Source organism: Cytobacillus sp. FSL M8-0252 (assembly GCF_038007345.1).
GTDB classification, from domain to species: Bacteria; Bacillota; Bacilli; order Bacillales; family Cytobacillaceae; genus Cytobacillus; species Cytobacillus kochii.
Genome location: NZ_JBBOWZ010000001.1, coordinates 3,177,218 through 3,190,654 on the forward strand (window position 1 = coordinate 3,177,218; position 13,437 = coordinate 3,190,654).

12 protein-coding genes, 1 other RNA gene and 2 pseudogenes are annotated in these 13,437 nt (G+C 36.9%); 2 read left to right on the top strand and 13 right to left on the bottom strand.

The genetic code is table 11. The features are described from left to right. Positions 1-8: 8 nt before the first annotated feature. Genes spoIIIAD through spoIIIAA form a run of 4 tightly spaced genes read right to left on the bottom strand, consistent with a single transcriptional unit; the run spans position 9 to position 2,093 of the window. Positions 9-398 carry a stage III sporulation protein AD gene (gene spoIIIAD / locus MKX83_RS15950; RefSeq protein ID WP_095372605.1) on the bottom strand — a complete coding sequence of 130 codons (390 nt, stop codon included), beginning with the start codon at positions 396-398 and terminating at the stop codon, positions 9-11. A gap of 17 nt (positions 399-415) precedes the next feature. Then, positions 416-619, bottom strand: coding sequence for a stage III sporulation protein AC (gene spoIIIAC, locus MKX83_RS15955; RefSeq protein ID WP_095372604.1), 204 nt, complete (start codon positions 617-619; stop codon positions 416-418). A 38-nt stretch (positions 620-657) separates the two neighbouring features. After that, a complete protein-coding gene (spoIIIAB, locus tag MKX83_RS15960; protein WP_095372603.1) occupies positions 658-1,173 on the bottom strand; it encodes a stage III sporulation protein SpoIIIAB in 516 nt (171 codons plus the stop codon). Next, positions 1,170-2,093: a stage III sporulation protein AA gene (spoIIIAA, locus tag MKX83_RS15965; RefSeq protein ID WP_341056361.1), complete on the bottom strand. Its 924-nt coding sequence runs from the start codon at positions 2,091-2,093 to the stop codon at positions 1,170-1,172. Before spoIIIAA ends, spoIIIAB begins: the two co-directional genes overlap by 4 nt. A 158-nt stretch (positions 2,094-2,251) precedes the next feature. Here spoIIIAA and MKX83_RS15970 point away from each other — a divergent pair, with 158 nt between their 5' ends. Next, entirely contained in the window at positions 2,252-3,601 is a 1,350-nt protein-coding gene (locus MKX83_RS15970; RefSeq protein ID WP_340975460.1) for an alkaline phosphatase, read from the top strand. A gap of 229 nt (positions 3,602-3,830) precedes the next feature. Here MKX83_RS15970 and ssrS read toward each other — a convergent pair. The 5 genes from ssrS to MKX83_RS15995 form a co-directional block, all read right to left on the bottom strand. Then, positions 3,831-4,012, bottom strand: a non-coding RNA gene (gene ssrS, locus MKX83_RS15975) — 6S RNA. A 53-nt stretch (positions 4,013-4,065) separates the two neighbouring features. After that, positions 4,066-4,623 (bottom strand): elongation factor P, encoded by a 558-nt coding sequence (gene efp / locus MKX83_RS15980; RefSeq protein ID WP_095372602.1) that lies wholly within the window; start codon positions 4,621-4,623, stop codon positions 4,066-4,068. A 28-nt stretch (positions 4,624-4,651) separates the two neighbouring features. Continuing rightward, entirely contained in the window at positions 4,652-5,713 is a 1,062-nt protein-coding gene (locus MKX83_RS15985; protein WP_095372601.1) for a M24 family metallopeptidase, read from the bottom strand. 17 nt (positions 5,714-5,730) lie between these two features. Beyond that, positions 5,731-6,159: a type II 3-dehydroquinate dehydratase gene (aroQ, locus tag MKX83_RS15990; RefSeq protein ID WP_095372600.1), complete on the bottom strand. Its 429-nt coding sequence runs from the start codon at positions 6,157-6,159 to the stop codon at positions 5,731-5,733. Positions 6,160-6,265: 106 nt separating this feature from the next. Continuing rightward, a complete protein-coding gene (locus tag MKX83_RS15995; RefSeq protein WP_224936001.1) occupies positions 6,266-6,778 on the bottom strand; it encodes a YqhR family membrane protein in 513 nt (170 codons plus the stop codon). Positions 6,779-7,088: 310 nt separating this feature from the next. Here MKX83_RS15995 and MKX83_RS16000 point away from each other — a divergent pair, with 310 nt between their 5' ends. Further along, the gene (locus MKX83_RS16000; RefSeq protein ID WP_224936000.1) at positions 7,089-7,478 is read left to right on the top strand and encodes an SA1362 family protein; all 390 of its coding nucleotides are present in this window, start codon (positions 7,089-7,091) and stop codon (positions 7,476-7,478) included. A gap of 55 nt (positions 7,479-7,533) precedes the next feature. Here the strand turns inward: MKX83_RS16000 and MKX83_RS16005 are convergent, their stop codons facing one another. The 4 genes and pseudogenes from MKX83_RS16005 to MKX83_RS16020 form a co-directional block, all read right to left on the bottom strand. After that, complete coding sequence (locus MKX83_RS16005) at positions 7,534-8,421, bottom strand: patatin-like phospholipase family protein (protein ID WP_095372599.1); 888 nt, start codon at positions 8,419-8,421, stop codon at positions 7,534-7,536. Positions 8,422-9,058: 637 nt separating this feature from the next. Beyond that, positions 9,059-10,801: pseudogene (locus MKX83_RS16010) on the bottom strand (vitamin B12-dependent ribonucleotide reductase); the annotation flags it as partial. Between the two features lie 322 nt (positions 10,802-11,123). Further along, a pseudogene (locus tag MKX83_RS16015) lies at positions 11,124-11,942 on the bottom strand (ribonucleotide reductase N-terminal alpha domain-containing protein); the annotation flags it as partial. A 355-nt stretch (positions 11,943-12,297) separates the two neighbouring features. Further along, positions 12,298-13,134 carry a lipoate--protein ligase family protein gene (locus tag MKX83_RS16020; RefSeq protein ID WP_341056387.1) on the bottom strand — a complete coding sequence of 279 codons (837 nt, stop codon included), beginning with the start codon at positions 13,132-13,134 and terminating at the stop codon, positions 12,298-12,300. Positions 13,135-13,437 lie beyond the last annotated feature (303 nt).

The following is a 13,437-nucleotide window of genomic DNA, read 5'->3' on the forward strand; positions in this document are numbered from 1 at the left end:
TACACTGATTAACTTGGGATCATTTGAATAATTGTTTCAATCAAAACCGTTAATATCGGGATAGCCATTGCTAAGATAAAAATCTTCCCTGCCATCTCAATCTTTGCAGCAATTGCACCTTGACCAGCATCTTTCGTAATTTGCGAGGCAAATTCTGCAATATAGGCTATACCCACTATTTTCAGTATGGTCTCCAAATACACCATATTAATATTGGCATTAACAGCAATGCGCTCTATCATATGAATAATCATATATATCTGATCGACAAGATATAAAAAAATCGTACAACCAACAAAAACAACTAAAAGAAAAGCAAAGTTAGGTTTTTGTTCTTTGATAATTAGTGCCAAGAATGTAGCTATTAAAGCAATGCCTACTATTTTAAGAATATCAATGGCATACCTCTCCCTTCTTATTGAAATAAGAATACTGATTTGATTTTTTGAAAGAGGTTATCTACCACTGATGCAACCAGAAATAAAATATAGATAAATCCAAACAAAGTGACCCATTGGGCATATTCTTTCTTTCCCACTTGGTCAAGAATCGTGTGTAAAAAAGCGACGACTATCCCAACACCGGCAATTTTAAAAATAATCTCGACATCTAATCCCATTATTTTCTCCTCCTACACTCAAACATGAGAAATTTTCTCTACATTAATAAAATAATTAGCAGAAGTCCTGATAAAAACCCGAGGCTTTTCGCCATTCTTTCGTATTTTGCCTGTTTCTCATGCGCATCTACTTCTTCACGTTCCAGATGGGCTAATGTCAGCAAAATTTGCTTTTGTTGGGAGATGCGATCATGTCGCCCTAATGTCTCTCCAAATTGTTTCATGATTTCAAATTCACTGTTTTTCAGAGCCGTTTTTTTCCAAATGTGATTCAAGCTATTCTCCCAGGCCCTCATCACTGTCGTTTCAGTTTCTGTTAGCCGAGAAGCGAAATCAGCAAAGAATAACGAAACTGGTTGACTTAATTGAGAAGCGAGCCGTCGTGATGCCTCATGTAATGGAGTGTGGCCATACATGATTTCCGCTTCTAATGATTGCAAGGCACTCTTTAGCTGCCTTAGTTGACGTGGCCTTTCACTTAATCGTTTTGATATCTCAAATCCTACGAGAGTAGTTGCTACGATGATAAGTATTGCTCCCAATATTTTAATCATGGTCCTAATACCTCTTGCTTCCTATATAACCGCATACCATTACCGTCTTTGACAGCTTGTATATTTCCCGGTCCTGCACGTCTATTAAGTTCAACAAAACGTTCAAATATATCTAATTCAAGTAAAGGTGCCATTAACGGACGTTTTTTTATATCTTCATACGAGAAGCCGTGGGTAGTAGTAATTAACTTTATACCGGCATTAACTGCTTCTAATACGGCTTCTACATCTGCTTTGCTACCCAATTCATCGACCACAAGGACATCTGGGCTCATCGAGCGAATCATCATCATCATACCTTCAGCTTTTGGGCACGCATCTAAAACATCAACACGCGGACCAAACCTCATTTGTGGTATACCATGAATACTTCCAGCTATTTCTGATCTTTCATCGACGATGCCTACTTTTTTAGCAGTTGTGTATTTATTTTCACTAGAGACCATTCTCGCTAAATCTCTAAGCAAAGTTGTCTTTCCAGTTTGTGGAGGGCCGATAATAACTGTATGCATCCAACCATTCTGATAAATATGGTGAGCAATAGTTTCGGCAATCCCGATTTTTTCTTTAGCAATACGAATGTTAAAAGAAGCGACATCTCTAATCACTTTTACTTGTCCGCCTTCTAAAATAACTTTACCTGCTAGTCCGACCCGGTGACCGCCCTCTATCGTGATATAACCTCTACGTAACTCTTCTTCCAAAGTATAAATAGAGAAGTGACTCATCTTATCTAATAAATGAATCGCATCCTCTTCCGTTGCTTGATAAGGTAACAAAACATAGTTACCATGTGTAACAACTTCAATCGGGCGATGAGTCCTAATCCTAATTTCCTCTATTTCTGCTAACTGACGAGTTGGTAATTGCCGTAACTGTTGTGAGATTGAACGTGGTAAAAATGCTAGAATTGTTTCCACCTCGAAAGTCCTCCCTTTCCTTTGTCTCCATAGGACTTGCTCTTTTCTACTCTCAATGTATGCAAGATGAATCTAACGTATGACCAGATAACAAATAATTATTATTAAAAGAGAGACAATAATTCACATGACAATCTATTAAAGAGGATGTGAAATGAGTGAGGAAATTAAAGTACTTATCTATGCTATGTTTTTCTTTATTACTACTAATAAATACTTCGTCTGTTACGGCAGAAGGAAACAAACCTACAAACATTATCTATATGATTGGAGATGGTATGGGGGTGGGCCAACTAGAGATAGCGCGCGAATTGGAAAGAGGTAAAGAGGGGCAATTGTTTCTGACTTCCCTCCCCTTTAGTGCCCTTGTTCAAACCTATTCTGCTAATCGAGTCGTAACTGATTCTGCTGCTGCCGGTACTGCCCTCGCAACAGGAAGCAAAACCAATAATGAAATGATCGGAGTCACGCCAGATGGCAAGGAGGTAAAAAGCATCCTCGATTTATTTAAAGAGCAAAAGAAAAAGACTGGTATCATCTCCACCAATGCCATCACGGATGCCACACCTGCCGCTTTCACAGCAAGCGTTCTTAATCGTTGGGCAGATCAGGCGGATATTGCGAAGCAACAACTCACACTCGCCCCTGATGTCATGTTAGGTGGGGGAGAAGTTTTTTATGGTCCTGCCCTGTTAGAAAAAGCAAAGAAGTTAGGTTATACCATTGTCAGAAATAGACATGATTTATTAAGCAATCAGACAGAGGGTAAACTGCTGGGCCTTTTTGCTCCGTATCATCTGTCATTTAAAATAGACCGCAAATATACAGATGGCACAGAACCCAGCTTAAGTGAAATGACAAAAACAGCACTACAAAAGCTTAATAATGGAAATGGTTTCTTTTTAATGGTGGAAGGGGCAAGAATTGACCATGCAGCCCATTCAGCAGATATAGCAAGTGTTTGGAGAGAAACAGTAGAATTTGATGAGGCTGTGAAAACGGCCGTCGAATGGGCTCATAACCGTTCAGATACTTTGATAGTTGTTGTTGCTGATCATGAAACAATGGGTATTTCTGCGACCGAACCACTAAAGCGAAAGATGATAAAAAAAATTCAAGCTTCACCAGAATATGTGCTTGCACAAACGAAAAAGGGAGAGGATGGTAAATTCATTACCTCTCACATAGTAGACAATTTAGTTAAATATACTGGGATTGTTTTAACTGAGGAAGAAGGTATACAGCTCAATGCAAGATTAATGAACGCTCGGGGAAAAGTATACAAAAAAAATAAAGCTGCATGGGAACTTGGTAGCTTTATCTCAGAAAGATATAATACTGGTATCGTTAATCACCAAATCCGTAGTATAAGCAGTGCGGGTGGCCATACAGCCAATCCAGTTCCGTTATTTGCATACGGTGCAGGTGCAGAACATTTCCATGGTATGTTGGATAATACGGATATTCCTAAAAAAATGGCGGAATTATTGGGTTATCAATGGGATTAATGATGGAAGTATAATAGGTGGGGGAATTCCCACCTTTATCTTTAAGATGGTTGTAAAAAATTTTACTCATGCTTTTATAAAGTAAACCAATCGGGTTTATAAGACTTACTTGTTATCTTCATTTTATTGTAAACTTCGACTTACTTTAACCTCTCTTTGGAAGTCATTCTAAAGGTTGAAACGTAAAAAAGACATCTGAGAACCATCTCAAATGTCTTCATTAGTAAATCAAGTAGCCGCTGTTGCCGCCGATTTATATGGAGTTTCATACCTGCTCCACCAGGTGGGTGCTTGCAATAATCTTCCTAACGTCCTAAACAATGTAGGCATGTTATTTCAATTATGATCTTAAGCTCCCTAAATTAACGTAAAGGTTGAAACTTCATATACAAACGAACAACGCAGCAAGTTGATTATTATATTACTATAAGATCACGAAAATAACAAGTCATCAAACGCAAAAATTAAGCACGAGATACGTAAGAAGCATCTGTTGTGTTAATAATAAGCTGATCGCCTTGGTTCACAAAGAAAGGTACTTGCACACTTAAGCCTGTTTCTAAAATGGCTGGTTTTGTACCACCAGAGGCCGTATCACCTTTGATGCCAGGTTCTGTTTCAGTTACTTCAAGTACTACCGTATTTGGCAATTCAACACCTAATGTTTCACTTTGATATAACATAATGGAAACTTCCATATTTTCTTTTAAGAACTTCAATTCATATTCAATTGCTGAAGCACTTAATTCAATTTGATCATAAGATTCTGTATCCATAAAGACGTGTTGATCACCATTAGCATATAAATATTGCATTTTACGATTATCAATTTGTGCTTTAGCTACTTTTTCACCCGCACGGAAAGTTTTTTCTTGAATAGCTCCTGTACGTAGATTACGTAATTTTGAACGAACAAACGCCGCACCTTTACCTGGTTTCACGTGTTGGAAATCCATTACACGCCAAATCCCATTATCTACTTCAATGGTTAAACCTGTTTTAAAATCATTTACTGAAATCATGCAAAAAGTTCCTCCTACTATTCACTCATTAAAGAATAACTAATTCTTTTGTTGATGTATTAAGGTTTTCGTTACCCTCTTTAGTTACAATCGTATCATCTTCAATTCTAACGCCACCGATGCCTGGTAAATATATACCCGGTTCACAAGTAACAACCATTCCTGGTTCTAATACGATGTCAGATTTAAAAGAGAGTCCTGGTCCTTCATGGACTTCTAAGCCAATACCGTGACCGGTAGAATGACCAAAATATTCACCATAGCCTTTTTCTGAAATATAGTCTCTCGTTAAAGCGTCAGCTTGCTTCCCAGTAATTCCAGCTTTAATCCCTTTCATACCGCGTAACTGTGCTTCTAAAACAATATCATATACTTCTTTCATCTTATCACTTGGTTGACCGATGGCAACGGTTCTTGTTATATCGGAAACGTATCCATTATATAACGCACCAAAGTCAATTGTAACAAGCTCACCTTTTTCGATGACTTTATCACTCGCTACACCGTGAGGTAATGCACCACGAACACCTGAAGCAACAATCATATCAAACGAAGATGAAGTTGCTCCTTCTTTTCTCATAAAAAATTCTAATTCATTTGCGACTTCTATTTCTGTTTTACCAGGTTGAATAAAGTTAAGAATATGAGAAAAAGCGCTATCCGCTATTTTCGCGGCTCCCTTTAATATCTTAATCTCTGATTCATCCTTTATCAAGCGTAACTTTTCAATTTCGCCTGATACAGGAATTAATTCAGCATCAATTGTTTCATTAAAAGTTTGGTAAGAAGCATATGTAACATAATCTTTTTCAAATCCCAATTTCTTAATACCTAATTGCTTTACGATTGATGCCACTTCTTCAGGTATAGTTCCTTTATGTTGCACAACCGTATATCCAGTACATTGCTTGCTAGCTTGCTCAGTATAACGAAAATCAGTAATGAACAATGCATCTTTTTTGCTAATTAAAACAGCACCGGCAGACCCTGTAAAATGAGAAACATAACGTCTGTTATAAGCACTCGTAATCAAAATAGCATCAATACCTACTCGATCAAAACTATTTCTTATCTTATCTATCTTTGTCATAACTTCTACTCTCCCTCTTATTCATCTGTTAATGCAAATAAAGCAAGCTCATAGCCTTTCATTCCTAAACCAACAATTTGCCCCTTTGTTACTGCTGCCATGACGGAATGATGTCTAAATGATTCTCTTTTATGCACATTGGAAATATGTACTTCAATAACAGGGACATCAATGGCTGCAATGGCATCACGAATAGCAATACTATAGTGAGTAAATGCTCCTGGATTAAATATAATACCTTCATATTTCCTATTCGCCAGATGGATTTGATCAATGATTACGCCTTCGTGATTAGATTGCATACAAGTAAGCGCAACATTTCTTTGTTCTGCTATTTGTTTTAAATTATGTTCAAGCGACTCTAATGTGTCCGAACCGTAAATCCCTGGTTCACGTTGGCCTAGAAGATTCAAATTCGGTCCATTGATGAGCAATATTTTTTTCATGGCGCCACTCCTACGAATACTGAAATATTCAATATGGCTATTTTATCACAAAATAGAGAACACTCACTATAATAAAGCAAATAAAAGCAATCAATCTTCTAACAATTTAAGCTTCTTCCGTTTCTTGTGCTTCTTTCATCTTTTGTTGTTCTTCATTTTCATATGAAATGGAATAACCAACAAATACACCATACAATAAATATAAGCAAACAGATGTTATAATTGTATTTATTTTCAAATCTCCTACAGGGGCAATATTAGGAAACATCGGATTTAGGACAAAAAAAACAAGGGCAAATAAAACAAGTCCATAAAGGGCACCAAACCACATTTTCTTGAACCTTCTCATTGTCCAATAATAAATATAAGCGGCTACAACTGAAACAGCTCCAATTAAAATAATCGAAATCACTGTTCCAAGCCAACCATCCTTCCAATCACCTATTGTCCATGGTTCTAAAATGACTCTTGGTCCTACTTCTGTTAAATTAAGGACATAAGCGATGTAACCAATCGTACTCCAAAAAACACCTCCGACAAATCCAGTGATAAAAGTTAAAGATGTCATTGATAATGGTTGTTCCCGTTCGTTTTGTTCTAATTCATGTTTATCACTCATATGATTCACCTCCGTGCTTATTATGTCCAATGCAGGTAGAAACCATTGCATCTTTCATAAAATTGTTAAAATCCGTATTTTTTTCTTGTTTTTTATCTATTTGTAGAGGGTTTCACAGTGAAAATAGAGAAATTTATATATAAAATCTTATTGATTGTACAAGATAGTCTAAGATAATATTTTTCTTATATAAGTACTGCTTGAAATCTCAAATATTGGGTAAGATAACTTTAAAAGGGTACGATAAATTGGTTTTTTACTCTTTCGAAGTTTAAAAGCTTACAAATATGCTCATCATGCTCATAGGGAGGTGGCTTTCTTGAAGAATCGGAAATCCTTATATATTTTTGGCGCACTTATTTTACTTGCAATGATTGGGCTTGGTTCTCAATTAATTAAAGACCCAGCCGGATTATTTCGAGGTATAGCCATTATGGCGCTTGTTGGGGTCGTCATCTATTTTGTCGTCCAGAAACTTAGCGGGTCATCAAGTCCCAATAAGAGTGAGCGAAAAGCATTTGCGCAAGCCGCTAAAAAATCAAAAAAACGTTTTAAAAATAAAGAGAATCAAACTTCTTCAAACCGAAGAAGTAAGCCAGTCACTTTAACTTCTATAAAAAAATCAAAAAGAAATACCTCTGTACATCTAACAGTCATTGAAGGAAAAAAAGGCAAAAAGAAAAATCGGGCTTCTTTATAAGAGGTCCGATTTTTTCATGTCAGATTGCGTGATTAGAGACATTTTAGGCTTATTCTCAATAAGTCCATGTGGCAAGAAATTCCTTCGCTCTTTCCCTCCCAAGTTTCAGTAGATCTCTCTTCCCTTCTTCAGTTAACTCAAACTCTGTCGCTAATACTCCTTCTGTAGGAACAAAAATAACATTCTGTTCATGACTTCTCGAAATATAACGGGAATCATGAGCATCCTTCATTGTTTCAAATAATGCTTCAAACATTTGAATTGCATTTTTGATTCTTCTCGGTGGCTGTTCATTATTATTAATACTCAATTTCACTCCGAGAACCGGTCTCGTTTTCTTTACATTATCTTTATCAAACAACCACATTGGGAAGTTACTTAATACACCACCGTCCACAATGAGATTATTACGCTTGCCACGGCCACCGATTTTCACAGGTTCAAAAAAATAAGGCATACTACAACTCATCCTCACTGCCTTAGCTACGGAAAAACGATTTGGGTCAATTTGGTATTTCGGTAAGTCATCTGGCAGCACGAGTAATCTCCCATTCGTCAAATCTGATGCAATAATGCGTAGAGAAAGCGGGGGAACGTCTGCAAATGTCCGAATCCCCCTTGCTGCTAATCGAGCTTCTATCCACTTTTCTAATTCATTTCCCTTATATAATCCCAAACTCCAAAATAAAAATATCCATTTTGCTACAGCAATAGGAATAAGTGATTTTCTACTATCTAAAAACACTTTTAAATCTAAATCGTCCATCATTCTTTCTATCTCATCACTTGAATAGCCTGCAATAATTAAAGCAGATATAATTGACCCGGCACTCGTTCCAGCAACACGTTTGAATTGGAAACCTTGCTTTTCAATTTCCGCAAGAGCACCAATTAGAGCGAACCCTTTAATGCCCCCTCCTGAAAATACACCATCGATTTCCATGTATACAATCACCCCATTCTAATTTGCATACATCCTTTTGCAAAAAGAAAAAAGCATTATAATACATTTGTAATCACTTGAGCTTGGCAATAGTCCGATTTTTGCGAAAATCACAAAACTGGCATTTGTTATAAAAGAACTCGGTAAATCCCCTATTAAACTCTACTCTTCCAGAACAATTATGAAGCTAATAATGGTGACAGTGAAATTGATTGTTAAGTCCCTAAGAAGAGTTAAGGGGAGTTTTCATGTGGATGATTAGAGTTTCTGGTGGTGCTGGCATTCTTTTTTATCCCACGTTTTATGATGAGGGCCGATGAAACTCTTTTGTTCTGCTATCTTTGGCGATTTCACTTTTGATGTACGAGCAATACTCCTTTGCTCAGCAATTTTAACGAATTCCTACAAAGTCATACGCATACACCTTGCCAAAAATTATCTTTCCATTTTTAACTAAATATGTACAAGCAAACTATCTTATGTCGAATGCACTTAACAACCTCCAACTAGAACCTTCTAGCTACTTTTCTTGATTATACAGACAGAAAAAAAAGCATGAACAAATTCGCTAGATAATTTGCTCATGCTTGTATTTTTATTTAGTGAGCTAAGCTCACTTTCCTTCCAGTCTTGCTACTTATAACCCACATTTTAATTGTGCATTACAATTGGTACATGTATTACAGCCACCGATTTCTTCCACTTTCCCTTGACGGCAGACAGGGCAAGTATTACCAACTTCAGATCCAATAGTGACATCAGTTGAACGTAAGTCATTAATTGTATCTACAAGGACAACATGCTGTTTATTGGATGATTTCTTCTCTAAGGTTTCTTCTTCAAAAGAATTTTCTTCGGCTTTTAAAGTTAATACTTGAGAGTCTCTTGAGCCATCCACGTATACAGTGCCGCCTTTTGCTCCACCTTTATATAAACGCTCATACACCTTTTGCACTTGTTCTACACTATAACCTTTAGGCGCATTCACTGTTTTACTAATAGAACTATCAATCCAACGTTGAATCACACATTGCACGTCAGCATGCGCTTCAGGAGCTAAGTCCATTGCAGCAATAAACCAGTTTGGTAAGTTTTCAGGATCCGCCTCTGGGTGACGATCTAAATATTCTTGAACAATGTCTGCTTTTACTTCAATGAATTTACCAAGTCGACCACTTCTAAAATAAGAGAATGAAAAATATGGTTCTAATCCAGTAGAAACACCAACCATTGTCCCTGTTGAACCTGTAGGAGCAACTGTTAATAAATGAGAATTCCGAATCCCCGTTTCTAGAATTGCCTGTTTGATATCAGCCGGCATCTTTTCCATATAACCTGTTTCGATAAAGGCTTTTCTTAAACGGTTCGTTTCCTCCGTTGTTTCTCCGTTTAAGAATGGGAAGCTACCTTTTTCTTTAGCGATTTCTACTGACGCACGATAAGCCGTTGTAGCAATCGTTTCAAACACTTGGTCAATTAATACATTACCTTCTTCTGAGCCATACTCTGTTTCACAATAAATTAATAAATCATGCAGACCCATGACACCTAAGCCAACTCGACGTTCACCCAAAGCTTGTTTTTTATTATCTTCAAGGAAATAAGGTGTAGCATCGATGACATTATCTTGCATACGTACGCCAATCTCAACAGTTTTTGCCAGCTTTGCGAAATCAACTGTCTTATTTTCCTTGTCAGCCATTTCAGCTAGGTTCACTGCTGCTAGATTACAAACACTGTAAGGAGCTAATGGCTGTTCGCCACAAGGGTTTGTTGCTACTACCTTTTGGCCATAGCTTTTTGCATTGGTCATATCATTGGCGTTATCAATGAAGAAGATACCTGGTTCAGCTGAATAAGTTGCACAAATATTTATCAAGTTCCAAAGCTCTTTTGCCTTAATTTTACGATATACACGAACACCGTGACCTAACTTTTCCCATTCACGCACATCGCCAACTTCATGCCATTGCTTATTGTAGTTGTCCATCTGCTCACGATCGTAACTCTCTACATCTGGGAAACGAAGTTCATATTCACCATCATTTTCAACTGCTTCCATAAACTCCTTCGTTAAACAAACTGAAATATTTGCTCCAGTAAGGAATTCAGAATTATGAACAGCATATGTTCCGCCTATTAATAGTTTTTCTTCTGCATCTTTAATGATTTTCTCATTAAATCCACCTAAACCTGGAATGGTTTTATAATTGATTATTCCTTGATACATGGCAATCTCTTGCTCTGTAAATGGAGTGAACTTGAGTTTTTCCTTAGCGTAACGTTTAATTGTCTCATCTTCCGTATTTTCAAGTAAGAAACGAAGAATTCTTGGATTTTGCATTTTAGAAATAATAAATTCAATAATATCAGGATGCCACGTTAACTACCGTCCCTTTCAGGATATTTACACTGCTCTTAGCAGTCGGACTAGACTATATCATCACCCTTATGTATAGGGGCCGGGCGCTATTTGAGAGTTTATTGTTGGGGCTCACTCTCTAGTCGTTGAACCTTCACCACTACCTATGCCCAGTGGCGCTTGGCTGCGGATTGTCCCATGCAAAACATTTTTTATAGCGTTCACGCTCACCGTTGCCAGTCACGTTGTAGCAGTTTTGCCTTTAACAGGATATCCCCGCAATTCACCCGATTTTCTAGTCATTCATTGGTTTGAATGACGCGGACTACAGCATCAATTAATCCGCTAACATTATCATCTGCGCACCTCTTCTTGAACCACCTTGTTCAACGAGATGTGTTAACTTCGCAATATCATCTAACCAAGAAACAGAACCGGAAGATTTCCCATTCACTCCTTTCGCTAGTGTATTACGCGGTCTTAATGTCGAACCATTCGTTCCAACACCGCCACCTCTAGACATGATTTCCATGACTTGTTTACGATGCTCAGAGATACCTTCACGAGAATCTTGTACAAACGGCATTACATAGCAATTAAAGTATGTAACCTCAGTATCAGCACCGGCACCATACAAAACACGACCAGCTGGAATAAAGTTCAAATCAGCTAATTCCTGATAAAACTTTTCAAACCATTCTTTCTGTTTTTCTTCAGTCTTTTCAACCGAAGCTAACCCTGTGGCATTGCGCTTAGCAATTTGCTCATAAAATACTTCTAACGGCTTCTCTATAACGTCTAAAGAACGTACAATGATTCCCGTTTCTATCTCTTCTTGTGTATCGAGTACACCGCGATAATCTTGTTCAACTTGTACAACTGCTTTTTTATTTTCCCAATCAATCTCTACAATGTAGCCTAAACCTCGCGCAGGAAACTTCGGATCCTCCTTAATCGTTAGAACAACAAAGTCACCTTCAGATAACGTTACTTTTTCTGTATCTTTAAATGTATATCTATCAAGCATAACTAGGCGGGAAACACCTTTATGGGTTAATTTCATCTCTGGAGTAATAGGATGCACTTGTGGAAATAAGCGGATGTCCTCATTTAACCTCTCAACATTTAACTTTAATTCTTGTCCTACAGCAACAGACATTACGACAACTCCTTCAATCATTAAAAATTTACTTCTCTTTATGTTTACATCGTTTTATGCTTTTATATTGTTTTTAGAGAATACCCTTACGTTATCATAAATAAACCTAGATAATCAATATATAGTACCTACTTTATAAAATATAACACTATATATTGTGTTATTTTTATTTTGTCAAATGCAAGAAAGAGGATAAACACTCGAAAACAAGAGCAATTATTTATTTAAGTTAATAAAATAAATGATTTTCACCAATTTTACGACTTGCACTTTAAATCGTTTCTCACAAATCTAGTAGACAAAACAATTCGACTCTACTCTTTTAAAAATAAAAGAGCGAGTCGAAAAAAATTTATTATCGTTTAAATGTCCATTCATCATTTTCATATCTTTCTTTTGCTAGCTTTTCAACATAAGTTATTTCTTCTGCATTAAGCTCATATGGTTCTAAAATGATGTCAAGTCCTTCTTCAAATCCCTTTTTAAAAGCCACTACTGCATCTTCATATGTAATTTTTCGATCCGTCAGTTCATTTATCGCTACCGCTTTACTACTAAATGCTCTTTGCGTTCTTTCTTTCACGCGATCGTTAGAATATTTAAACAGACTAAATAATTTATCCTCATCTAAATCAAGTAGAATGGATCCATGTTGTAGAATCACACCTTTTTGCCGTGTTTGGGCACTACCTGCTACTTTACGACCTTCTACAACTAATTCATACCAGCTTGGTGCATCAAAACAAACGGATGAACGAGGATTCTTTAGCATTTCTTTTTCTTCCTTTGAACGAGGTACAGCAAAGTATGCTTCTAAGCCTAGTTGTTGGAAACCTCGTAATACCCCTTCTGAAATCACACGATAAGCCTCAGTCACTGTTTTCGGCATTTGTGGATGTTCTTCAGGAACAATTACACTATAAGTCAGCTCATGTTCATGCAGAACCCCACGACCACCTGTAGGCCTACGAACAAAACCTAATCCATTTTCCTTTACAGCTTCAAGCTTAATTTCCTTATCAACTTTTTGAAAATACCCGATAGATAGTGTGGCTGGGTTCCAACCATAGAAACGAATCACTGGTGGCATTTTCCCTTCGCTATTCCAATCTAATAAAGCTTCATCTAAAGCCATATTAAATGATGGAGAACCCATACCTGAATGGATAAATCGCCATACTTCCTTCCCCATAATAACCCTCTTTTACATCTATTTTTAGTAAACGTTTAAGCGTATTTTAGTCTATCAAAATTCGACCAGAAAAAAAAGCCATACATTCTTCTTTCCATATAGTCTAAAAAAATGATTTGTCCTTACAACTGATGAAGCATTAAAAAGATGAGCGCTTAATGGAAAGATTTTTCAACTTTACTAAATGTGCAAAAAAAGCGGGCTTCATTAAGTTTTCATTACAATTTTCTCGTTCTTGTCCTTTACTAAACCTATGAAAAACTTATATAATATATCTTGGCGTAAGCAATGTTTGAAAGGAGC